Raw genomic sequence first — 25,054 nt, 5'->3', positions numbered from 1 at the left:
TAGTATAAAGAAAACAAATTGTTACCTTGTCAGCTTTAGTGGAAATTTTGACTAATTTTGCAGTATTAAAGTAAATTACGAATTAAAATATAAATATTATGGCACTAGAAATAACAGATGCAACTTTTGAAGAAACAGTATTAAAAAGCAGTAAACCAGTATTGGTTGATTTTTGGGCTGCTTGGTGTGGACCATGTAGAATGGTAGGACCAATCATCGAACAAATTAGTGAAGAATACGACGGAAAAGCAGTTGTTGGTAAGGTTGATGTAGATGCAAATCAAGAATTTGCTGCAAAATATGGTGTGCGTAACATACCTACGGTTTTATTGTTTCAAAATGGTGAAGTTGTAGAAAGACAAGTTGGTGTAGCGCCAAAAAACACTTACACTGAAGCTATTGATGCACTTTTATAGTCAATATAAAAAAGAAAACTTAAAAGGTTTGCCATTATGGTAAACCTTTTTTTATTTTAGATGAAAATTAAATTAAGAGATGAGTAATAAAACAAAAGTTCAAGATGCTATTGATAGCAAATTATTAGAACAGCGTAAGGTGTTTTTGTGGGGACAGGTAGATGATGCCTCTGCAAAACATGTTATAGATAGATTAATTTATCTAGATTCGTTGGGTACTGATGATATTCACTTATACATTAATAGTCCGGGAGGTTATGTAACTTCAGGTTTTGCAATTTACGATTGTATTAAATCTTTAAGTAGCCCAGTATCTACCATATGTACAGGTTTTGCAGCTTCTATGGGATCAATCATACTATCTGCTGGAGCCAAGGGAAAACGTTTTATTCAGCCACATGCACGTGTCATGATTCATCAGCCAAGTGGTGGTGCTCGTGGTCAAGCAAGTGATATTGAAATTACTGCAAAAGAAATAATCCTTACCAAAGAATTAAGTGCACAAATTTTAGCTGATAACTGCGGACAATCATTTGAAAAAGTGATGAAGGATTTCAACCGCGACCATTGGATGGGTGCTCAAGAATCAGTTGAATATGGCATTGTAGATGGCATAATCTAACCCATTAAATTATACCCTTGCTTTAGGTTATTTGCTAAACAAGTTAGGGGTATGTAACCAAATTTTTAAGATATAATTTTACCACATGTTTATTCCTCCCTTCTGGGAGGGTATGTGGGCCTATTATGAATTTACAGAACGAACTTAATAAAGCCGAAGGATTTAAAAATCTTGAACTACTTGCAAAACAAGTGGTAGAGGGATTTATTGCCGGCATGCATAAAAGTCCGTTTCACGGATTTTCAGCAGAGTTTGCAGAACATAAAATTTATAACAAAGGAGAAAGTACCAGGCATATAGACTGGAAACTGTATGCAAAAACAGAAAAGCTATATACAAAGCGATATGATGACGAGACCAATTTGCGCTGTCATATCATTCTGGATAATAGTAGTTCAATGCATTACCCAGACATGCGCTCTTTTTCCATAGAAAACCTTAATAAGATTGCATTTTCAGCCTTAGCAGCCGCTTCATTAATGCAAATTTTGAAAAAGCAACGCGATGCTGTAGGTTTAAGTATTTATAGTGACGCCTATGATTACTATGCACCTGAAAAGGGAAGTGAACGGCATCATGAAATGCTGTTGAGTCATTTAAGTGAGGCTGTTGTTTCAAAACATAAAAGTAAGCAAACAGAAACCTATAAGTATTTGCATGAAATTGCTGAAAAAATACATAAGCGATCCATGATTTTTTTGTTTACTGATATGTTTCAAACAAGTGAAGATGAAACGAAGTTGTTTGAAGCACTTCGGCATTTGAAATACAATAAACACGAAGTTATTTTATTTCATGTTTTTGATAAGCAAAAAGAGCTGATTTTTGACTTTGATAACAAACCAAGACGATTTATTGATGTTGAAACCGGAGATTATATTAACCTATATGCCGATAGTATTAAGGAAAGCTATAAAAATACGGTGTTTAATTATTTTGAAGCTTTAAAATTGAAATGTTTGCAATACAAGATAAAATATGTTGAAGCAGATATAAATAAAGGCTTTAACAACATCTTAACCGCTTATATGGTGGAGCGTAAAAAATTTGTTTAAGTTTATTAAACTTGAAATAAAGTGTGGTAACCATGGTTTAATATTTTTATTACTTATCTAGCTATAAATAAGCGCATTAAAAAATAATATAAAAAAAATCAAAAAAAAGGTTTGAGATATTAAAAAAGGCGTGTATATTTGCAACCGCAATAAAGCAACGGTCTGGTAGTTCAGTTGGTTAGAATGTCGCCCTGTCACGGCGAAGGTCGCGGGTTCGAGTCCCGTCCAGACCGCAAAAATTGCTAAAGAAGCTCTAAGAGATTAGGGCTTTTTTTGGCACTTATAAGAAGTTGTGTTGTTCCTAGAGTAATCTAGGGAGTAGTTTACCAGAGTAATTTGGTATTCCAATGAGAAGCTTTCCTTTTTTCTTTCTAGAAGATTGGGATGCTTTTTTGTTTTAAGGGGTTCTTACCTTTTAAATGTTATCCTTTAGCTATTACTAGTATGTTTTTTATTCTCAGAATCTTAAGTTATGTTTATAACCATTATAAATAACATTGAAAAGGTGATATAATTTGTGAGAATTTCATTTAAAGAAAAACCATTTTTACTACATTTAGTTTTTATTAATTATAAAAACAACTATGGAAAATATATATAGTAAATGGTATCATCCTTATACCCCTGCTAAGGAATACAAAAAAAAGGTGGCTTATTTTAGTATGGAATTTGGAATAGACCAATCTTTCAATATTTATTCGGGTGGATTGGGATTTCTTGCAGGTTCCCATATGCGTTCTGGATTGGAACTAAAACAAAACATGATAGGCATTGGGATGCTTTGGAAATATGGTTATTATGATCAGGCAAGAAACCAAGACCAAACATTGTGGTCCGATTTTAATGTAAAACATTTTGATTTCCTGGAAGATACAGGTATTGAGGTTGAGATTACGCTTCATGATAATCCGCATGTGAAGGTAAGGGCCTATGTTTTAAAACCTGAAATTTTTGGAACGGTACCTATGTATTTTTTAACCACCGATGTGGAAGGCAATGACCATTTGTCCAGAACAATTACAAATCATCTATACGATAATAATCAAGTTACTAGGGTTTCACAAAGTATTGTGCTTGGAATTGGTGGAGCCAAGGTAGTTGAAGCGTTAGGAGGTGCAGACACTTATCATTTAAATGAGGGGCATGCATTGCCGGCTTTTTATTATTTAAGAGACAGAGGTGTTGGTAAAAACCAAATGGTGTTTACAACCCATACACCTGAAAAGGCAGGGAATGAAGAACGGGAAGCGAGACATTTAAATAGATGTGGTTTTTTTGGCCGAAGACTTTCGGATGAAGAGCTTCAAAAAGAAATGGTTAATGGGGGCATGATTAATTATACAGTTTCCGCATTACGAATGGCAAAAAAAGCCAATGGAGTTTCTAAATTGCACGCTATTGTAGCTAATGATATGTGGAAAGACTATCCAGGAATATGTGAAATAATTCCAATCACAAATGCCCAGAATCAAAAATTTTGGCAAGACGAAAGTATAAAAAATGCTTGGATTGCTAAAGATACTGAAGCATATAAGAAGCGTAAGTCCGATTTAAAAAGTAACCTTGCGGCTGAGGTTTATTCTCAAACAGGTAAGGTGTTCGATCCTAATGTATTAACCATAGTTTGGGCTCGACGTTTTGCAGGCTACAAAAGGGCCGATTTACTTTTGCGTGATTTTGATCGTTTTAAACGTTTAATTTCCAACGAAAAATACCCTGTTCAAATAATTTGGGCAGGAAAACCATATCCTTTTGATTATGGCGCTATCGATTTGTTTAATCACTTAGTATATCAATGTAAAAACGAACCAAATTTGGCGGTCTTAATTGGTTATGAAATTGAGTTGTCAAAGAAACTTAAATGTGGTTCTGATGTTTGGCTGAATACACCTCGAATTACCCGTGAAGCCTCTGGAACCAGTGGGATGGCGGCAGCTATGAATGGTTCGGTTAATGTGTCTACCAACGATGGCTGGATTCCAGAATTTCAAAAAGACACCAAAAACTGTTTTGTATTACCTGCTTTAGATCATAATATGCCAATATGGGATCAGGATCAAATTGACACGGATAACTTATACCATATTTTGGAAACTAAGGTAATTCCCACTTTTTACGACCAACCCGAGGTTTGGCAAGATATTGTATTTACGGCAATGGATGATGTGATTCCGGAATTCACGTCGCATAGAATGGCGGATGATTATTATAAAAAGCTATTTTAATTCTGCTTATTTGATGTAAATTGAAAATATTATAAAAACAATTTGTAATTCTTGTTTATTGGAAGCTTTCCTTTTTTTATTTAAGAAAATTGGAAAGCTTTTTTTGTGAATAATTACTAATGATATCCGTCATATTTTAATTATAAAATTGTTTAGATTTTTGACAATAAGGCTGAAAAAAGTTTGAAAAATTGAATAATCGTTTTGCTAAAATGGTTCCTATTTTTTTTTGGAGATTTTAGTTAAAAAAGCACGTCTGTTTGTATTATTTCTTCTTCTTACAATTAAAAATATTATATTAGATAAATCTTACGAAAGATTAGAATTTAAGTTTAAAATGGAACAACCAAATGCCCTCATCTCCAAATTTGAAAAAATAAATTTATTTACAAATTTGTTTCAGAACAGCCCTATTCCTAAATCAATTTCAAGCTTAACAACAAAAAAGTATGCCTTCGTAAATCCTGCATGGGAAGAGTTTACTGGCTTTTCTCAAGAAGAAGTTTTTGGTAAAACAACTTTGGAGCTTAATTTAATGAGCCAAGAAAGCGTGCAACATCTAAGAGAGAAGTTATTAACCGAACAGGAGTTAGTCTCTTATGAAAATTTCATCCGAGTTAAAAATGGCACGGAAATACATGTTTTATTAACCATGTATGTAATTTCTGTTGATAATGAAGATTTTGTTTTAAGTTCCATTAACAACATAGATAAATTACCAGATTACCAAGAGCAACAAGAGTTAGCATTAATAAAAAATACAGAGGCTCTTTTTAAAGCGCAAAACTTTATTGTTAATTCTATTGAGGATATGACGGATGGTTTTGTATCTCTAAACAAGCAATGGGTTTATACTTACGTGAATAAAAAAGCGGCCAATATGCTAGGGCGTAAACCAGAGGAATTAATAGGCAAACATATTTGGACAGAGTTTCCAGCCATTGTTGGAAAACCATTTTATAATAATTGTTATAAATCTATAGAAACGCAACAAAGTTTTGTTTTAGAGGAATATTATGAGCCCTGGGATTGCTGGTTTGAAAATCGTATTATACCTACTAGTGATGGAGTTTCAGTATTTTTTCATGATGTAACCGAAAGAATTAGGGCTCAAAAACAGGTTAAAGAAGGGAAGATATATGCGGAAAACCTGATTAAATCCTTGCGCCAAGGAATAACAGTAATTAACGGTAAAGGTGAAATTATAGACGTAAATCCTGGGCTATGCAAAATGCTTGGCTATAAACGAAAAGAATTAATAGGGCTGAAAGCGCCATTTCCTTATTGGGCACCAGAATCATTCGATAAATTAGAAATCGCTCTTAAACTTACGTTAAAGGGTGAAGTAGGGGTGTATCAGTTTGTGTATGTTCGTAAAAATGGAGAAAAATTCCCAGTTGAGATTACAACTTCTGTAATAAAAAATAAAAAGGGTAAAACAAAAATCTTCTTTTCAACTATTGATGATATAACCGAACGAAAAAAGAATGAAGAGCTATTAATTAAAAGTGAAAAATCATTAGATAGCTTTCTTAATAATATTGGCGACCCCTTTTTTGTAAAAGATGAAGAAAGCCGAATGGTGTTGGTAAATGATGCTTTTTGTAAGTTGTTTGGAGCTACCAAAGACCAAATAATTGGTAGAACGCTAGCTGAAGACGTAGCGCCGGAAGAGCAGGACGCTTTTATGTTTATTGATAGACAAGTGCTTGCCACTGGAGTTGAAAACATAAACGAAGAAACCCTTACCATTAAAGGTGGTAAAACCCTTTATATTTCAACAAAAAAAACCAGATTTATTGATGATGATGGCGACAAATATTTAATTTGTATTATTAGAGACGTTACGCAAAAACGGTTGGCTGAACAGAAGTTATTGAAGAGTGAAAAATCATTAACGGAAGCGCAGCGTATTGCTAAAGTGGGAAGTTATAATTTGGATTTAACAACTAAAGTTGCCGAAACTTCAACTTCATTCAAAGAAATTGTTGGTATTGAGATTAATACTGAATTTACATTTGATATTTGGAAGACAATTACACATCCTGATGATTTGCTGGCTAGTGAAAAGGCACTAAAATGGTGTATAGAAACCGGAGGAAAATATGATTTAGAGTTCCGAATTATTACTAAAGACCATAACGAATTAAAATGGATACACGGTTTAGGAGAAGTTGTTTTTAAAGAAGGGATACCTGTAAATTTCTATGGTACCATTCAGGATATAACCTCTCGTAAATTATCAGAAAATGAAATAGCAAAAGCAAACGAAGAATTAAAGAAAGCTAATAACGAGTTGAACATTCTTCGTAGCCAATTAGAAGAGGAAAATGTATATCTAAGAAATGAAATCGATTTAGCCTTTAACTACGAAGAAATGGTTTACGGCAGTGTACAATTTAGCAAAGTACTTACCGAGGTTGAGAAGGTAGCGCCCACTACTGCTACTGTTTTGTTGTTGGGTGAATCTGGAACAGGTAAAGAGTTGTTAGCTAGGGCGGTGCATAATATAAGCCTAAGAAATAACAAGCCGTTAATAAAGGTTAACTGTTCGGCTATTCCAAGAGAATTAATTGAAAGTGAGTTATTCGGACATAAAAAGGGTTCGTTCACAGGTGCTTTTAGTGATAAAATTGGGAAATTTGAATTAGCAGACGGCGGAACCTTATTCTTAGATGAAATAGGTGAATTGCCATTAGATATGCAGCCAAAAATCTTACGGTTTTTGCAAGAAGGTGAAATTGAGGTAGTTGGAGGTTCGATCTCTAAAAAGTTGGATGTTAGGGTTATTGCAGCAACAAACAGGAACTTAAAAAAGGAAATTGAAAACAACAGGTTTCGGGAAGATTTGTATTTTAGATTAAACGTATTTCCTATAGTTGTACCTCCACTGAAAGATCGAAAAGATGATATACCACTATTGGTAGAACATTTTGTTGATAAATTTAATAAGGCCTACGCCAAACATATTAAGTTCATTTCTGATGATGCTATGCACCAGTTAAAAGAATATAATTGGCCAGGAAATATTAGAGAATTAGAGAATTTAATAGAAAGAGCTGTAATCTTATCGGTTAATGAAACACTTGTAATTCCTGGTTTTGAGTCCGAATCTCAAAAAACTAAAATAACAAGTCATACCAAAAACTTATCCCTAGACACGGCCCAACGCAATCATATTATTCAGGTGTTAAAACAATGCGATTGGAAAATTAGTGGTCCTAAAGGCGCAGCTGTTTTACTAGAATTAAAACCAAGTACATTGCGGGATAAAATGACCAAATTAAACATAGTAAAACCTTCATAAAATAACGGTATTCCGTTAATTTAGGTCAATTAAGGGTTTAAAATAACGGTATCCCGTGAGTTCTGTAATTCACTGTATTTTCTCATTAAAACTTAAATATTTAAAAATCAATTAGATAAGTATTATGTGTAGCGCATAGTTGTGCTTTGGCACACCAATTGTCATTCAATTTTAAAATGAATTACAATTATGAGTGAACAGATACTGTGTAGAAAAGCTAAATTTTGGTTTAATGAAGGGGTGCTATTCTGTGAATTTATACCTCATGAAGCCGATGATCATTTTAGTGTACATTTTTTAGATGATTTTTTAGAAGCAATAAGTACCTTGTCCAAGGATGGCCATTTTCCATTGGTTATCGATCTAAGAGCTCTTAAAAACAAATGCGCATTATTAGCCATTGAATTATTATCTGAAAATCCTGAACTCAACTCTTTTATTCTTTCAAAATCATTCGTAGTGAGTTCTTGTATTATGAAACTGAATGTAATCTTGTTTATCATGAATCAAGACTCAGTTATCCCCAATAAAGTATTTACTAACCTTGAAAATGCTATAAAGTATTCTTTAGAAACCAATTGTGTTTTCAATACCCAAAAATCAATATGACCAATAAAGATGATTTTATAGAACTCGAACGCTCCGAATTTTGGACCGAAACTGGTGTTTTATTTTGTAAAATTAGAAACCCTGATGAGAACATAAATTTAAGTGAAGAAACAGTTGATAAGCATTTGCAAGCTGTAATAGATTTATGTGAAGGTCAAAAAAAGCCATTTTTAATAGATTTAAGAAATACACATGGTACTTTTTTAACATCAGGCGCTAAAAAATTATCTAGCGATACTAAGCTTATTCAGTTGTGTCTGGCTCAGGCATTTGTTGTGGACTCTTTAAAAGTAAGATTGCTAATAATGTCCTACAAAAGAATTTACGAACCAATTACTCCCTTTGAAATATTTAATAATTACAATGATGCTCTGGAATATGTGCAGAATGTGAAAGAACAGCAAAAAGATGTCGAATAAAGATTTTAATTGGTGCGAAAAATCAGAACTTGTCGCATCTCAATTTATTGGAACAAATATGGCTATATCGGTATCCGACAATTACGGCCGTATTGTTTATGTTAATAATATATTTTGTGAGATAACCGGATATCAGGAAAATGAACTTTTAGGAGTGGTAAATAGCTTGTTTTCTTTAAATCTTCAAAATGATGAGTTTTATAAAAATTTATGGGAAACTATAAAAAATGGCTTTGTTTGGTGTGGTGTACTAACTAACAAGGCAAAATCAGGTGAGCTATTTTGTTTGGAAACCACTATCGTACCAATTAAAAATAGTGAAGGCAATGTAGAAAGCTTCGTGTCCATGTATAAAGATGTTTCTGAAGAGAAGCTCTAAAACAGATTTCAGCGGTATGGAGTTATTAGTTATAGTGAGTTATGTGTTATAGCGAGAAAATCGGATTATGATTGAAGATTTTAAAACAATGCAAATGCTTTTAGCGGAGATAGAAACGCTTAAAGAAAAAGCCATTCAGTCCAATAGACTAAATGAATTAATAGTTGAAAATTCTACCGATGCCATGGTAAGTGTGGATCACCTTGGGGTTATTTTGTCTTGGAATCCTGCTGCCGAAAGAATTTTTGGATTTAGTGCTAGTGAAATTATTAATAAAAGTATTTATGAAATAATATCCGATAAAAGTGAAATAAAACATCAGCTTTTAGGTCAGCAAATTGCCAAAAAAAACTTTGAATTAATGGCCATTCGAAAAGGCGGTGAAGAGTTTCCGGTAGAACTTTCTTTTTCAGATTGGCAATTTGATGGTAATAGAAATTTTGTTTTCGGTTTTAGGGATATCAGTGAGCGAAAGGCTAATGATTTCTTGATTAAAAAACTAGATCTGGCAATAAAAAACTCCAACGACATTGTTTTAATGACGAATCTTGATGGAATAATTACTTATGTTAATCCTAAATTTACGCAAATTTATGGTTACCAACCTCATGAGGTAATCGGGAAGCATACTCCTAGAATTCTTAAAGTTTCTGGTGGTTCAGATTGGTTTGAAAGCCTTTGGGCAACCCTTAAAGAGAAGAAAAGTTTTAAAATGGGCCATTACCAAAATAGAAAAAAGGATGGCAGTTTCATAGATTTAGAGAGTACTATCGACCCTATTCTTAATGACGAAGGTGAGGTTATTGGATATTTGGGGATTCAGCATGATATTAGTAGCAGAATTAAATATGTGGCTAAACTAGAGGAAGCTATAGAAAAGGAAAAAGAATCGGACAGAATAAAATCGGAGTTTCTGGCAACCATGTCTCACGAACTCAGAACACCACTTAATGCTATAATAGGATTATCTGGACTTATAGATGCCGACTCGCCATTGAATGAGATTTTGGAATACAACCAAATTATTCATAAAAATGGGGAACATTTACTTAAGCTTATTGAAGACTTATTTAATATTTCCTTAATTGAATCGGGTAAAGTGAAGGTGTATAAAAGACATTTTGAGTTGGCTAATTTATTTGATGAAGTTTATATTTTAATGAAGGAACATCAGAAAAAATTAGGGAAGACTCATATAAATTTCAATTTAAAAATTCCTGATGAATATAAGCATATGCGTATATATGCTGATGATTTTAAATTGAAACATATTTTAATAAACTTGATAAAAAATGGTTTTAAATTTTCGGAAAATGGCGATGTTAATTTTGGATTTAATGTGCGCGAAACCGCTGGTGAGGAGTTTGTTACTTTTTTTGTGAATGACACAGGAATAGGTATAGATCAAGAACATTACGATTTAATTTTTAAAGGCTTTACGCAAGTCAATAATTCGTATAATAGGATTTATGATGGCATAGGCGTTGGGCTAACTATAGTGAAAAAGCTGTTGAAACTATTGGATGGAAATATCTGGATAGAATCAAAATTAGGTAATGGAAGTACCTTCTTTTTCTCTTTTCCTGTTGTGAACACGGAATGCCAAGTTATTGATAGTCACGTAAACAATACTACATTGTTGAGTGACTTTAAATAATAGGATAAATATAAAAGCCTTAAACTATTTAATAAAGCAATTGTCGGTATGTTTTTTAAGAATCGAAATATCCGGATTAATGCTTTGTTAAATACCGTCATTTATGGTTCTTAAATTTGGTCCCGTATGGGTTTTAGTAAATAGCGAAATTATATCTCAATTATTTTTAATTAATAGCAAAATTAGCGGTCTGTAAAAGGGTCGCTTTTTTTATTTGTGGGAGGCTTAATGAGTTAATTAGTGTTAAAAAACAATGTTTATATTGGCTTTTCTTTTCTTTAATTCATGTCTGTATTGTATTTAAACTGTAATATGACAATTGTCAATGCCTATCAATTAATAACGCTGTTATTTTGTCAGATGAAATTATAAATTAATGATGACGAAAGGTGAGCAAAACGTATTGTGTTTGTTAATTGAAGTTTCTATTGCCTAAGGATAACGTTTTTAACCCAATAGTAACGTGTGTTTTTTTTGTCATTAAGTTTAGTAGAATTAAAATTTAGTAAAAGATGGAGAAAAATGACAAGGAAACTATTGAAATGCTTTTGGCAGAGAATAAAATACTTAAAGAAAAAGTACTTAAGTCTGAAAAACTAAATGAGGCTATAGTTGAAAATGCAACGGATGCAATGGTTAGTGTTGATTATGATGGTTTTATTTTGTCATGGAATCCGGCTGCGGAAAGAATGTTGGGGTTTCAATCCAACGAAATTGTAGGTAAAAGTATATTTGAAATTATATCAAATAAGTTTGAAATAAAACGCCAAATTCTACAAGGTTATTTTACTCAAGGGCACCGCAAACATATTGCAAAAAACTTTGAATTATTAGCCATACGAAAAGATGGTAAAGAAATTCCTGTAGAACTTTCTTTTTCTGATTGGCAGTTAAGAGGTAATACCTATTTTGTTTTTGGGATTAGGGATATAACGGAACGCAAGTCTAATGAATTTTTGTTGAGAAAATTGGATTTGGCAATGAAAAATTCAAACGACATCGTTATAATGACAGATCCTGATGGCATCATAACCTACGTGAACCCGCAATTCACAAAAACCTACGGTTATACTGCTTGTGAAGTTATAGGACGGTTTACCCCTCGAGTTTTAAAGGGATGCAACGATGACGATCGTTTTAAGTTGCTTTGGCAAACCCTTAAAAACAAGAAAAGTTTTAAAATGTCCCATTATCAAAACAAAAGGAAGGATGGTAGTTTAATTGACTTGGAAAGTACTATAGATCCTATCTTGGATAGTGGCAATAACGTTATTGGGTATTTGGGAATTCAACATGATATTTCTAAAAGGATTAAATATATAGCAGAACTTGAAGCAGCTATAGAAAAAGGCAGAGAATCGGATAAATTAAAGTCGGAGTTTTTGGCAACTATGTCTCACGAACTTAGAACACCCCTTAATGCTATAATAGGATTATCTGGACTTATAGATGCCGATTCGCCTATGAATGAGATTTTGGAATACAACCAAATTATTCATAAAAATGGGGAACATTTACTTAAACTTATTGAAGACTTATTTAATATTTCCTTAATTGAATCGGGCAAAGTGAAAATTCATAATAAAAAAATTGGTTTAGCTGATTTGTTTGATGATGTTTATTTGCTAATGAAAGACTATCAAAATACAATAGGAAAAAACCATATAAAATTTAATCTAAAAATTCCTTCAGAATATAAACATATTACCATTTATATTGATGAGTTGAAACTAAAACACATTTTAATAAACCTCTTAAAAAATGCGTTTAAATTTTCAGAAAATGGTGATGTAAACTTAGGGTTCAACGTGTGTCAGGAAGATGGTAAAGTTTATATTACATTTTTTGTTTCTGACACAGGAATTGGTATTGAAGAAGCGCATTACGATTTAATTTTTAAAGGCTTCACGCAGGTTAATAATTCTTATAACAGACTACATGAAGGTTTAGGTATCGGGCTTACAATAGTTAAGAAGTTGGTTAAGCTATTGGATGGTAATATCTGGATTGATTCAGCTATAGGAAAAGGGAGTACCTTCTTTTTCTGTTTTCCTATTATTAATTCGGAAAGTCAGAATGTTAACAGCGATGGATTTACTGCCAAGTTATTAAGAAACTTCTAGACCTAAATATATTGTACGAAAAAAACATACTCAAGCGTTTATAGTATTAAATAATCGATAAAATACATTTTACTTGGGTAAAAAACACAATATATAGTCAAACATGATAAATGTCATGTAAATAACCCGTCCGGAATTTTAACTTTATATGTAGCAACAACCAAATAGGGTATTGGTTATGAATATAAAAATTTTGGCGTTTTATTGCCTTTGCTTAGTAATCTCGAATTCTACTTTTGCGCAAATTGTAAACGAAGGAACTTTAAAAATATCACCATCAACTTCGGTGTATTTTGAAAATGCATATGTAAATCAATCAACAGGGATTCATGTAAATGATGTAGATCTATATTTTAATGACAATTTTGTTAATAATGGTGTGGCGTCCTCTGCTTCTGGAACAACCTATTTTAAAAGTTTGGCAAATGACGTTTTAAATATAAGTGGGACACGCGATAGTATTCAGTTTTATAATTTAGAAGTTGATGTTTATGGAGCGTCTAAAAAAGGGGTTTATGTAGCAGATAATATAGGTGTTGTAGTAACCAAAAATTTAAATTTGGTAAATGGAGATTTGCGTTTAGCAGGCAATTCTCAATTAGTTCAAAAACAGATAGGGGCCAATACAAATACGGTTATTTCAGGAAGTTTATTAAAAGATCAACAAGGAACTTCAAACGGTTATGCTTATAATTATATGTCGTCTCCAACTACTAATAATACTGGTACTTTTTCATTATATGGTGGCTTGTATGATGGTACAGATGCAGGTTTAAGTCCATTTTCACCCCAACAAATTTTATTTAATTCTGGTTCGCCTTACAATGGTGCATCATCTGTTTTAAATGGCAGTGGTAACGTAGTTACACCTCTTACAGTAAATACTAGATGGTTATATATGTTCCCGCAAAATAGTAATAGTTACTATGGGTGGAAACAAATTACGAGCAGCACAGCTATTAATCCTGGATATGGATTTTCAATAAAAGGGTCTGGTGTAGTTGGTCAAAATTATGTTTTTAAAGGTGTTCCTAATAATGGTGATATAACATTTCCAATACTATCAGGGCAAAGTGCATTATTTGGTAACCCATATCCTTCGGCTATTGATGCTAATAAATTAATAGCAGATAATCTTAGTGTTTTTGATAATATACAATTTTGGGTTGATGGCGGTTCAACTTCGCATTATTTGGCCGATTACCAAGGTGGGTATGCTGTTTATAATTTAACTGGAGGTGTGGCGCCATCATTAATTAGTACAATATCAGGGCTGGGTACCTCTTCAGGGGTGATTCCCAAACGCTATATTGCAGTTGCTCAAGGGTTTTTTATTGACGCTATTTCTAATGGAAATGTTGTTTTTAGTAATTCGCAACGCGTATTTAAAACAGAAGACGGTGTTATTTCAAGTTTTTATAAAACTACTGGCCAAAAAAATGAAAAGGTTGCGGATACAGATAAAAAATATATAAGAATTGGTTATAATAGTCCTGAAGGCTATCATAGGCAACTATTGCTGGGATTTTTGCCAGGAACAACGGCAGATTTAGGTGTTAACCTAGGTTATGATGCGATTCCTTCCACTACACGAGATAATGATTTGTTCTTTATAATAGATAATGATTTTTCGAAAAAATATATAATTCAAGGCGTTGGAAGTTATGACGCTTCATATAAGTTTCCTTTGAGTTTAATAATTAAAGAATCAGGAATTCATACAATCATGCTAGACGCGGTAGAGAATTTTCCAGATCCCGTTTACATTAAGGATAATGTGTTAAATAAAACCTATAATTTAAAAGATGCGAGCCTTGAACTTAGCCTGCCATCAGGAGTTTATAATGGTCGTTTTGAATTGGTGTTTATTCCAGAACATGCGCTGAGCATAAAATCGAGTATAGAAGAAAATATACAAGTTTATTATAAAGATAATACGATAGTAGTAAACAATAAAAAGCTTTTAAGGTTAAATAATGTGTTGGTATACAATATGTTAGGTCAGTATGTTGTTGAACTTAAAAATGAAGTATTAAATAAAGAACAAATTGAAATTCCATTACAGCATTCTCAAGGTGTGTATTTAGTTGTAGTACATTCAAACGAGGGAAGCAAAACCTTTAAAATAGCCAATTAAAAAATTATTAAAATGAAAAGCATTTATACTTTAATTTTCAAATGCGCACTAATCGCTTGTTTTTTTATCACTTATTCCGTTAAATCACAAGTGGGTATTGGTACAAATAGCCCGGATAGTTCATCTATGCTAGATATTCAGTCTTCTTCAAAAGGAATTCTTATTCCTAGAATGGATTCAACTCAAAGAATGGCCATTGCGAGTCCGGTAACAGGTTTGTTAGTTTTTGATACCACTACGCAAAGTTTTTGGTTCTATAAAACTAGTTGGACAGAGCTATCTGATAACGCACCAGATAAAATGGTAAACGAAGAAGGTGATACAAGAATTGAAGTTGAAAAAACGCCCGATGATGATAAAATACGCTTCACTACGAACGGTAGTGAACGAATGACAATTGACGACGCAGGAAATACCAGATTTGGAGACGGTACTAATAATACTTATATAGGAAGTGATGGGTCTTTGAGTTTTGAAGGTACTGCTACAAGGTTTGATGATTTAAAAGTACCAGTAAATACGGTTCAAATAAAGAAAACAGATATTACCGATGTTGAATACGACGTGTTTAAAGATAATACCGCCGCGCTATTTTTTCCTTACAATAAAGAGCCTTCCGTGGTTTTTAGTGTTCAATTGCCTCATGGGTGGAAAGAAGGATCAACCATTTATCCGCATGTGCATTGGTCCTCCAAGTCGGATGTCGGGTCAAATACTGTTGTTTGGGCTTTAGAGTATACATGGACTAATGTTGGTGCTGTGTTTCCAAATACTACAACTGTAAGCGGAAGTACTTTGGTGCCTTCAAATGGAGGTTCGGTTAGTGCGTATGAGCATGCTATCACTCCTTTAGGGGCCATTGATGGTACTGGTAAAGAAATTTCTAGTATGTTAATGTGTAGGCTTTATAGGTATACTACAAATGCTAGTGATACTTTTAACGACTATGTTGCTTTGTTGGAAATTGATTTTCATTATGAAATTGATAGTGATGGTAGTAGAACGGAGTATGCCAAATAGCAAATTATAATATTATAATTCCAAATGAAACCTGCTAATAGGGTGTTGCTAGTTGTATTTTATTGAAAGTAAATATAACTATCTTTCTTGTCGTAATTTTACTAATACTAATGAATTTAGATTTTATATGGTATTTTAAATTACATTTTATAGCAATTAAGGAAACCCAATTTTTTAACTAGAATTAGAAAAGTAAAATTATAATATAAGCTGTCCTATAAAGGGTAGCTTTTTTTTTGGATTATTTTCTAATGAAGCTTTATAATTTTATTTTGAAATGTACTGATTATTAGGAAGTAACACTCACGGAATACCGTTATTTCAAAATTTTACATCAAAAAAAGTCACGATATACCGTGACTTTTTTTATGTCTGTGTTTTTGCTTAAAAAACATATATAACTGAAAATCAGACACTTGAAATTGTTTCTTTTGTGTTTGGCATACTTTGGCACATCAATTGTCTTTTAGTTTGTAATTCAAATAGTTATGAGCAAAAAAGTTAAATGTGGGAATGCAGAATTTTGGCTAGACAGTGGAGTGGTTTTTTGCCGGTTCATGCAAAAAGAGTCTGTTAATAATTTTAATACGGAAAATTTAAAAGATTACTTCAGTGTAATTGACAAATTATCAAATGGGCGGTATTATCCATTAGTAATAGATCTCAGAAATCTTGGTGATGGTTATGTGTTTTCCGTAGTAAAAAAACTTTCCAGGAATTTGGAGCTTAAAACAATAGTGCTGTCTAAATCTTTTGTGGTAAGTTCATTCGCTACAAAATTTGGTTTAGCCATTTTTAACCTCATTCCCGACCCTATAATACCTAATAGAATATTTTGTTCTTTCGAAAAAGCAGTTCATTATTCTTTAAAAACTAATTACATATTTAATTCAGAACAATAATGACTGATAAAAGCGATATTATAGAAATAGAACAGTCTAAGTTTTGGATAGAAGACGATGTTTTGTTTTGTGAAATTTACAATCCTGATGAAAACAAATACTTGGAAGAGAGTACAATTGACACTTATTTAAAGGTTATTAATGATTTGTGTAAAGGTAAAAGTATGCCCTTTCTAATAGATTTTAGAAATACCAAGGGTACTTTTTTGCGAGCAGCTGCCATTAAATTGTCTAATAGTGAGGTTCATAAAAAAGCCTGTTTGTGTGAAGTCTTTTTGGTAAACTCTTTAAAGATGAAATTGTTAATTGCTACTTACAAAAGGATTTATGAACCTATTAAACCATTCAAAATTTTCGAGAATTATAACGAGGCTTCGGAATATGCCGCAAAAATAAAACATCAATAAAATGGATTCAAAAAAAGATTTTAAGTGGCGTGCTAAATCTGAGTTGGCTATTTCACAATTTATAAATACAAATTTACCTATTTCGGTATCGGATTCCTACGGACGCATTGTGTATGCTAACAATCACTTCTGTAAAATTACTGGTTATGAAGAACAGGAACTTTTAGGGGTTATAAATAGTTTGTTTTCATTAAAAAGGCATAAAGATAGTTTTTATAAAAATTTATGGGAAACCATAAAAAATGGATTTGTTTGGAGTGGTGTGATTAAAAATAAATCTAAAACAGGCGAAATGTTTAGTTTACAAACAACAATAATACCTATAAAAGATAGCAAAGGAAAAATAGAAAGTTTTGTATCCATGTATGTAGATGTGTCGGAACTGAACATTGAATTAACTTAACAAAGTTAGTTAGTCCTTTAGAGGAGTATTTAAAAGTAAAGCGAACATAAATAGTATTGGTAAATATTTTTTTGTCTAGTTTGTCTAAATATGATTTAAATCAAAGATTATCAGGCAATAAAGACGTTTTTTTAACATCAATTTTTAGAGTAAATGAAATTAATTAAGCAGCGGGTTTGGAGAGATAATTCAGAAAACATTTTAAATGATTTTCTAGAAAATCAGGCTAGTATGGCTATTACCGATACTATGGGTAGAGTTATATATGCGAATAATAAATTTTGCGATCTTGTTGAAATTGCTGAAAAACGAATTTGTGGTGAATTAAACCCCATTTTTATGTCTGAACACCATGCTAACCCCGTTTACAAAGAGATGTGGAAGACTATTAGAAGTGGTAAAATTTGGAAAGGTTTGCTTTCAGGTGTTATAAATTCTGGTAAGTTGTATAAGTTGGAAGTAACCATTTTGCCTGGAAAGAACAGTAAAGGAGACATTGATAGGTTCATTGGGTTTTATTTTGATGTAGAGCCTAAATCCGATGTTTTTGCTAATATTAATAGTAATGAAGTCAAATCTGAATCTTATCCCAATAGCATTGCAAAGTCTGCTTTTACAATCAATTCTTTTGGAGAAATAACATACTCTAGTCAAGGGTTTCGCAATTTAAGTCCCGCTGAGGTGGAAGGTTATAGTTTTTATAGTTTCATTACGCCCATTTTTCATGATATGGTTAAGCATATTATAAAAGATGTTTTTGAGACAGGTAAGCCAGATCAATTCGAAACTGTAGGAGTGAGCTCGGAAGGTGTAAATACCATTTTTGTATCACAAATCGGTCCAGTAATCAATAATAGAGGGGTTGTGGTTTCTGCCACCATATCAACCCAGGAAGTTAGGGATTTAAGTAAGGTTAATAAAAATTTAATGGAACGGGAAGCAAAGTATCATGCCCTTTTTAAAAACATGAACGCTGGTATTCTTGTAGTGGTAAATGAAGCAGGGAGAATTACCGAATGGAACCATTGTGCAGAACGTGTTTTTGGTTATTCTGAAAAAGAAGTGATGGGAGAGTATCTAACAAAATTAATAGCAAACCCAAACAAAAAAACGAGCCTTATTAAAATGTTTAATGCGGTAAAAGACCTTGAGGATTTTGCAAGCAGCGAGATGATTGAAATGAAGGGATTGAAAAAAAACGGATCCGAATGCATCGTAGAATGCAGGCTTAGTAAATGGGAAAATGATGGCGCTGTTTTTTATTGTGCCATGATGCAAGATATTACCAAACAAAAGAAGTTAGAAAGCAAATTGAAGAGCAAAACAAAGGAGTTAGAGTTGTTTTTGTATAAATCGTCACACGACTTAAAAGCACCATTATCATCCGCAGAAGGATTGTTAAATCTTATAAAACAGGAAGAAGTGAATGATGAGGTGCTTAATTTAACTTCAATGCTCGACCTAACATTAATTAGAGGAAAAGGTTTAGTAGATAGTTTAATATTAGCATCTGAAATTTCAGAAAGAAAAAAAAATGTTGTAGCTATCAATTTTACTGAAATTGTTTCCGATGTTTTAAAATCATTAAATGTCTTTGAAAGTTATTGTGCTATAGATTTTGAAATAGCTGTAGAAGATGCTATTGAGTATTATTCCAGCCCAGAGTTAATAAAGTCTTTGTTTTTAAACCTAATACAAAATGCCATTAAATACCGAGTTCCCAATAATTATTCACGAAAACCTAAAATTTCAATCCAGGTTAAAGAGAGTCAAAATACCATAAAAATTGAAATTTGCGATAATGGTATAGGTGTTTTAAAAAAGAATTTATCAAAAATATTCAACTTATACTATAGAGAAAATATTGAAGAAACGCCTGGGTTTGGGCTAGGGCTATACATTGTAAAAAATATAGTTGAAGATTTAAAAGGAGTAATTAGAGTTAATAGTAAAGTAAATGAGGGAACTTGTTTCAAAATTAAATTAAATAAAACTAAATACGTAAAAACAGCATGATACCAATTAAAAATGTAATGTTAGTGGACGACAATAAAATTGATTTATTTGTCTCAAAAAAAATAATAGAAAAATATGATGAGAATCTGAGAGTGATTTATTATCAAAATCCGTTGTCTGCTTTGGAGTATCTCCAAATTTCTCTACGGAAAAATAATTTAAACCACTTAACTAGACCCAACGTTCTGTTTCTAGATATTAATATGCCAGAGTGTAATGGTTTTGAATTTTTGGATAAGTTAAGTAAAATGAATTCTGTAGAGACTAAAAATTTAAAAATATATATGCTGTCATCCTCCTTGTCTTTAAAAGATTTGAATAAAGCTAAGTCGTATTCATTATGTTCAGGTTTTATAAATAAGTCTTTAACTATTGAAAAGTTTCATGAAGTAATTACCGTTAATTCTGAAGTAAACAAGGTTCCTAAAACGCCAGTGTTAAAAAAATGCATGTAAGCTTTTGCTGGGGAATTTCTTTAATTTTGTAGTTTTTTATAAAGGAAATAAAGTTTTTACTCATTGCTGTTTTTTACCCTAAAATCGCCTGTAAAATGCTTGCTATTGCTGTAATTTGAGCCTTTGTGCTTATAAAATCAAAGTTAAGAGGGAATTTTTAAAAAAAATATGGATAATCTTGATTTTTTACTTGCACGCACTTGGAATAAAACTTACATTTATAAATAATTATTTAAAAATATAAAACCAATTAATCATGGAAGGATATTGCGTAAAGTGTAAAGACAAAAAAGAAATAAAAGATGCAGCTGAAGTTACTATGAAAAACGGAAGAAAAGCAATGAAAGGCAAATGCCCAACTTGCGGTACTGGAATGTTTAGAATTTTAGGTAAATAATCTTATAAGTCTAGTTGATTTTTTAATAAAGCACAGGTTTTGATTTTGTATAAAAAAACTTGTGCTTTATTATATTTTGTAGTTAATAAGTTGGTCTAATATCAACTCAACGCCTTCTTCTGCGTTACTTTTAGTTTTATAACGCGCTATTTTTTTTACGTCTTCATGGGCGTTTTCCATTGCAAAGCTAAAATCTGCTAATTCCAGCATTTGTAAATCGTTATTATAATCTCCAAAAACCATAGTTTCTTCTTTAGTAACTCCCATTTGTTTTTGAAGCATGCTAAGCGCATAAGCTTTATTGGAATCTGTATGCGAAATATCTAACCAATTTTTGCCAGATACAATAACTTGCATACTTTGTTTTAACCCATTTATATGTGGTAAAATATGTTGTTCTGAACTTTCAAAATGGTAAACAGCAATTTTTAAAAATTCATCGTCTTCAACTTTTGTTAAGTCTTCAACTACAGTGTATTCAGAATAATAGTTGTTGAATTTTGAAACAAAGTCAATATCAGTGGTCTCAATATAAGCCGATTTTCTTCCACACAAAACAATGTAAGCATTTGATATTGATCGAAGTATATCTATAGCTTTTAATCTATTTTCTCGAGTTAGAGTTAACAAAACATGTTCTTTATTACCATGTTTCATCATGCCACCATTTTCTGCAATAATAGAAATCTCATCCTTTATAGGGTTTAATTTTTCTATAATACTTTGGTATTGACGCCCACTCGCGGCAACAAAATGAATATTTCGTTTTTTTAGCTCGCTAAATTGATTAAAAAACCGAAAGCTAACTTCGCTTTTTGGGTTAAGCAAAGTGCCATCCATATCGGAAACTACTAATTTTATTTTTGAAAAATTCATACAGAAAATTGATGTACAAAAATACTATTCTAAAATTTAATATATGTTAGTTTAATGTAATCTATTTGTTTTTCATGAAAAAAGTGGTCTATATTTTCTTTACTATTATTTTGATGCATCTATTTTTGTAAATTGCGTAAAAATTAAATTCACACATCAGCAAAGTATGGTTACCTTAAAGCAATTAGCAAAAGAGTTAAATGTTTCAATTTCTACAGTTTCTAAAGCTTTAAATAATAGCGAGGAAATTGGTGAGGAAACCATTAAGCGTGTTAAAGAACTTGCCGAGTTATATCATTACAAACCCAATAAAGTAGCGCTTAGTTTGAAACAAAATGCGACTAAAACTATTGGTGTTATAATTCCGGATATTTTAAATCATTTTTTGGCCAAGGTGCTTTTTGGTATAGAAAGAGAGGCTTCTAAGTATGGTTATAATATTATTACTTGTATTTCTAATGAATCGTTAGAACAGGAAAAGGAAAGTTTGCGTTTTTTGGCAAATGGTAGTGTTGATGGGTTTATTTTATCGTTGGCAGAAGAAACTCAAGTTAAAAATGAAATTGATCATTTTAAAAGAACTATAAGTCAAGGGTTGCCTATTGTAATGTTTGATCGTGTGGCACACGATGTGCTATGTGATAAGGTAATTGTAGATGATTTTGATGCAACTTATAACGCAACGAAAACACTGTTTCAAGAAAAAAGAGCAAAAATTGCTTTTATAACTACTTTGGATGGCTTGAGTGTAGGCAAACTAAGAGAACGCGGTTATAAAAAGGCTATTTTTGATACCTCGGGAGGAGAACCTTTAATTTTGAAAATTAAGAAAAAGGATGATCACCAAAAAAAAATCATGTCTTTCTTCAAGAAAAATCCAACGATTGATGGTGTTATTGCTGCCGATAGTTCCTCGGGAATTATTGCTATAAATACAGCATTAAAGCTAGGTTTAAAAGTGCCAAAAAATATTTCGGTTATTGGTTATGCCAGTAAGTCGGATTCCTATCATACCATTCCACAACTTACAACCATTCGCCAGCATGCAAAAGAAATTGGTGCAAATGCTGCGCAAATGCTTATTAATAGGCTTCAAAATAAATCGGTTGAAATAGATGTTAAAACTAAAATAGTTAAAACAACATTAATTAAAAACAAGTCAACTTTAAGGTAATTTCAACCATAAATTCAGATTTGGTTTACAAAATAGTGTATTTTGTCGAATAAATGAAGTATTTTAGCGTTTTACTTTGTTTATATGCGTTTTTATAATATTTTAGCTGCTCCTAATAAGCCATAAATTCCCTCGGCATATTAAGGAGAATTAATCCATTTTTCGACTGAAAAGTCATATTCCCTCAATTAAGTATTTTTAAAAGTCTGTGCGTTTTTTTATGCATTCGATTTTAGTTAATTATCCATTTTTTTCCCTCTAACACAGGTTTTGGATTTACAAAATCTTCGTTATCGTTTTGTATTTAATAGTAAAAAGTAAAAAATAATAATTCAACCCTAAAATCAAATAATTATGAAAGCCCTAAAAATTACACTAATTGTAGCAGTTATTTTCGCATCATTCACTTCTTGTACTAAACAAGATTTAAACGAGGACGATGTTTTACAATCTCCAGAAACTGAAAATGTTCTTTTTACAGGTGGTGATATTGATGAATAAAAAAAAATAGAATGTTTTTACCTTACAAAAGCTCTTTACTGAAATGTAAAGAGCTTTTTTTATAACAAAATTATAAATACTTTTGAGGGAATCCTTAATTATTCCCCTATTGAAATTTAAAGTATTTTATATAGTAACAATTTTATACTTTTCTAGTTATTCCTTTGGTCAGGAAAATTATACTTTTAAAAAAATAGATTCATTAAGATTAACAATTGTTAATGATGCAGAGCAAGATTCTACGGCAATAGCGGGAGCAAACTACACCATTGCCGAATTTTACAGAAAAGCAACTCCATATGCCGACAGTGCTTTTTATTATTACCACAAGGCAGAAAAAATATTTAAAAAATTAAATTCTAAATACGAGTTAGCATTAACCTTGTACGGAATTGCAGTTATACAAAAAAATGAAAAAGATTTTATTGGTAGTGAAGTATCTTCGGTAGAGGCTCTATCCATTTTAGAATCGTTGTATGAAACAAAGGAAGTTTCGGTTTATAAGTCTTTTATTTATAATAATTTAGGTATTGTTTTTAAAGAATTGGAACAATATGATGAATCGGTTAAATATCATAAAAGGGCTTTAAAATTAAAAGAAAGTTTAAAAGGTGATAATCAGGAAACTATAAACGTTTCAAAAAATAATATTGGTAATACCTATAAGAATGCCAAGCAATTTGATTTAGCAATAAACTACTACAATCAAATTTTATCGGATACTGATTTCATAAAGGATCACCAAAGGATGTACGCACTGGTTTTGGATAATTATGCACACACCCTATACCTTTCCGGAAACCACAAAGAACTACCAGAATTGTATTTTAAAGCCTTAAAAATTAGTGATAGTATCGATTATAGAGGTTATAATTCCATAATAATTAATCAACATTTAGCAGAATATTTTAATGATAAGAATAATAAAGATCTGGCCAAATATTATGCATATGTGGCTAAAAATATTTCTGAGAAATATCATAACGATGATTTATTGAAATCGCTGTTATTGCTTTCAAAAATAGAGCAAGGCGATAAAGCCGTTGAGCATTTAAAGGCATACATTCGTTTAAATGATAGTTTACAAAAAAATGAACGTGCGATAAGGAATAAGTTTGCCAGAATTCGTTTTGAAACAAACCAAATAGAACAAGAAAATGTGCAAATTGCGAAAGAGCGTTTATGGCTTTTGATTATTTCTGTGGTGATTATTTTTGCATCGTTTTTATTGTATATAGTTATTAATCAGAGAAATAAAAATAAGGAGTTGAAGTTTATTCAGCAGCAGCAAGAAACTAACGAAGAAATTTACAACTTAATGCTTTCTCAAAATGAAAGAGTTGAAGAGGCCCGAACTTTAGAGAAAAAGCGCATTTCAGAAGAGCTTCATGATGGTGTTTTAGGCCGCCTTTTCGGAACCAGACTGAGTTTAGATAGTTTAAACATGAGTAGTTCGGCAGAAGCCATAAAAACAAGAGAACAATATATTGTTGAGCTTAAAACTATTGAAGATGATATTAGAAAAGTATCTCATGAATTAAATACCGATTTTGTTTCAGGTTCTGGGTTTATCGATATTATTAAAACATTGGTTGAAACACAAAGCGTAATCTATAACTTTCAATGTAATTTAGATAGAGATGACTCTATAAGTTGGGATGAAGTTTCAAATAAGAAGAAAATACATATATATCGAATTATTCAAGAATCCTTACATAATATCTATAAACATGCCAATGCTACACAGGTTAATATTAGTTTTAAATTAAAAAATAATGTAATTTGGCTTACATTAACGGATAATGGCTCTGGTTTCGATGTAAATAAAGCCAAGTCCGGTATTGGTTTAAAAAACATGAACTCCAGAATAAAGGAAATAAATGGCATAATAAGTATAAAATCTGAAAAGGATGCTGGTACAACGGTTACTATTCAAGTCCCAATTATATAATCT

22 protein-coding genes and 1 tRNA gene are annotated in these 25,054 nt (G+C 31.8%); 22 read left to right on the top strand and 1 reads right to left on the bottom strand.

Going from position 1 to position 25,054, the window contains the following annotated elements:
- Nucleotides 1-98: 98 nt before the first annotated feature.
- The 19 genes from trxA (at nt 99) to ABYI63_RS05415 (ending at nt 20,549) form a co-directional block, all read left to right on the top strand.
- On the top strand, nt 99-416 hold the full coding sequence (gene trxA / locus ABYI63_RS05505; protein ID WP_372754279.1) for a thioredoxin: 318 nt from the start codon (nt 99-101) through the stop codon (nt 414-416).
- Nucleotides 417-495: 79 nt separating this feature from the next.
- A complete protein-coding gene (locus tag ABYI63_RS05500; RefSeq protein ID WP_372754277.1) occupies nt 496-1,038 on the top strand; it encodes a ClpP family protease in 543 nt (180 codons plus the stop codon).
- Nucleotides 1,039-1,163: 125 nt separating this feature from the next.
- Nucleotides 1,164-2,093, top strand: a complete 930-nt coding sequence (locus ABYI63_RS05495) for a DUF58 domain-containing protein (RefSeq protein WP_372754275.1) — start codon at nt 1,164-1,166, stop codon at nt 2,091-2,093.
- Nucleotides 2,094-2,252: 159 nt separating this feature from the next.
- Nucleotides 2,253-2,326 (top strand) — tRNA-Asp (locus ABYI63_RS05490).
- Nucleotides 2,327-2,677: 351 nt separating this feature from the next.
- Nucleotides 2,678-4,318, top strand: coding sequence for an alpha-glucan family phosphorylase (gene glgP, locus ABYI63_RS05485; protein ID WP_372754273.1), 1,641 nt, complete (start codon nt 2,678-2,680; stop codon nt 4,316-4,318).
- Between the two features lie 337 nt (nt 4,319-4,655).
- Complete coding sequence (locus ABYI63_RS05480; protein ID WP_372754271.1) at nt 4,656-7,625, top strand: PAS domain S-box protein; 2,970 nt, start codon at nt 4,656-4,658, stop codon at nt 7,623-7,625.
- Between the two features lie 189 nt (nt 7,626-7,814).
- A complete protein-coding gene (locus ABYI63_RS05475; RefSeq protein WP_372754269.1) occupies nt 7,815-8,234 on the top strand; it encodes a hypothetical protein in 420 nt (139 codons plus the stop codon).
- Entirely contained in the window at nt 8,231-8,653 is a 423-nt protein-coding gene (locus ABYI63_RS05470; RefSeq protein WP_372754267.1) for an FHA domain-containing protein, read from the top strand. Before ABYI63_RS05475 ends, ABYI63_RS05470 begins: the two co-directional genes overlap by 4 nt.
- Nucleotides 8,643-9,032: a PAS domain-containing protein gene (locus tag ABYI63_RS05465; protein ID WP_372754265.1), complete on the top strand. Its 390-nt coding sequence runs from the start codon at nt 8,643-8,645 to the stop codon at nt 9,030-9,032. Before ABYI63_RS05470 ends, ABYI63_RS05465 begins: the two co-directional genes overlap by 11 nt.
- A gap of 67 nt (nt 9,033-9,099) precedes the next feature.
- The gene (locus ABYI63_RS05460) at nt 9,100-10,689 is read left to right on the top strand and encodes a PAS domain S-box protein (RefSeq protein WP_372754263.1); all 1,590 of its coding nucleotides are present in this window, start codon (nt 9,100-9,102) and stop codon (nt 10,687-10,689) included.
- Between the two features lie 512 nt (nt 10,690-11,201).
- The gene (locus ABYI63_RS05455) at nt 11,202-12,812 is read left to right on the top strand and encodes a PAS domain S-box protein (protein WP_372754261.1); all 1,611 of its coding nucleotides are present in this window, start codon (nt 11,202-11,204) and stop codon (nt 12,810-12,812) included.
- Between the two features lie 178 nt (nt 12,813-12,990).
- Nucleotides 12,991-14,949 carry a T9SS type A sorting domain-containing protein gene (locus ABYI63_RS05450; protein ID WP_372754259.1) on the top strand — a complete coding sequence of 653 codons (1,959 nt, stop codon included), beginning with the start codon at nt 12,991-12,993 and terminating at the stop codon, nt 14,947-14,949.
- Nucleotides 14,950-14,961: 12 nt separating this feature from the next.
- Nucleotides 14,962-15,969 (top strand): hypothetical protein, encoded by a 1,008-nt coding sequence (locus ABYI63_RS05445; protein WP_372754257.1) that lies wholly within the window; start codon nt 14,962-14,964, stop codon nt 15,967-15,969.
- Nucleotides 15,970-16,457: 488 nt separating this feature from the next.
- Nucleotides 16,458-16,871: a hypothetical protein gene (locus ABYI63_RS05440; RefSeq protein WP_372754255.1), complete on the top strand. Its 414-nt coding sequence runs from the start codon at nt 16,458-16,460 to the stop codon at nt 16,869-16,871.
- The gene (locus ABYI63_RS05435; protein ID WP_372754253.1) at nt 16,871-17,278 is read left to right on the top strand and encodes a hypothetical protein; all 408 of its coding nucleotides are present in this window, start codon (nt 16,871-16,873) and stop codon (nt 17,276-17,278) included. The genes ABYI63_RS05440 and ABYI63_RS05435 overlap by 1 nt, the downstream gene beginning before the upstream one ends.
- 1 nt (nt 17,279) lies before the next feature.
- The gene (locus ABYI63_RS05430; RefSeq protein WP_372754251.1) at nt 17,280-17,681 is read left to right on the top strand and encodes a PAS domain-containing protein; all 402 of its coding nucleotides are present in this window, start codon (nt 17,280-17,282) and stop codon (nt 17,679-17,681) included.
- Nucleotides 17,682-17,834: 153 nt separating this feature from the next.
- Nucleotides 17,835-19,697, top strand: coding sequence for a PAS domain S-box protein (locus ABYI63_RS05425; protein WP_372754249.1), 1,863 nt, complete (start codon nt 17,835-17,837; stop codon nt 19,695-19,697).
- Nucleotides 19,694-20,152 (top strand): response regulator, encoded by a 459-nt coding sequence (locus tag ABYI63_RS05420; protein ID WP_372754247.1) that lies wholly within the window; start codon nt 19,694-19,696, stop codon nt 20,150-20,152. The genes ABYI63_RS05425 and ABYI63_RS05420 overlap by 4 nt, the downstream gene beginning before the upstream one ends.
- Before the next feature lie 256 nt (nt 20,153-20,408).
- Nucleotides 20,409-20,549 (top strand): DUF5679 domain-containing protein, encoded by a 141-nt coding sequence (locus tag ABYI63_RS05415; RefSeq protein WP_308993201.1) that lies wholly within the window; start codon nt 20,409-20,411, stop codon nt 20,547-20,549.
- Between the two features lie 69 nt (nt 20,550-20,618).
- Here the strand turns inward: ABYI63_RS05415 and ABYI63_RS05410 are convergent, their stop codons facing one another.
- Nucleotides 20,619-21,425: an HAD family hydrolase gene (locus tag ABYI63_RS05410; protein WP_372754244.1), complete on the bottom strand. Its 807-nt coding sequence runs from the start codon at nt 21,423-21,425 to the stop codon at nt 20,619-20,621.
- 166 nt (nt 21,426-21,591) lie between these two features.
- Between ABYI63_RS05410 and ABYI63_RS05405 the strand changes: the two genes are divergently transcribed.
- From ABYI63_RS05405 to ABYI63_RS05395, 3 genes are all read left to right on the top strand, one after another.
- Complete coding sequence (locus ABYI63_RS05405) at nt 21,592-22,599, top strand: LacI family DNA-binding transcriptional regulator (protein ID WP_372754242.1); 1,008 nt, start codon at nt 21,592-21,594, stop codon at nt 22,597-22,599.
- A 354-nt stretch (nt 22,600-22,953) separates the two neighbouring features.
- Nucleotides 22,954-23,100 (top strand): hypothetical protein, encoded by a 147-nt coding sequence (locus ABYI63_RS05400; protein WP_372754240.1) that lies wholly within the window; start codon nt 22,954-22,956, stop codon nt 23,098-23,100.
- Nucleotides 23,101-23,209: 109 nt separating this feature from the next.
- Nucleotides 23,210-25,051: a tetratricopeptide repeat protein gene (locus ABYI63_RS05395; RefSeq protein ID WP_372754238.1), complete on the top strand. Its 1,842-nt coding sequence runs from the start codon at nt 23,210-23,212 to the stop codon at nt 25,049-25,051.
- The last annotated feature ends 3 nt before the right edge of the window (nt 25,052-25,054 follow it).

It is taken from the genome of Mariniflexile sp. (genome assembly GCF_041583155.1).
Classification (GTDB): domain Bacteria; phylum Bacteroidota; class Bacteroidia; order Flavobacteriales; family Flavobacteriaceae; genus Mariniflexile.
The sequence above is the reverse complement of the archived record's forward strand: the minus strand, read 5'-3'. Positions and strand labels throughout refer to the sequence as shown.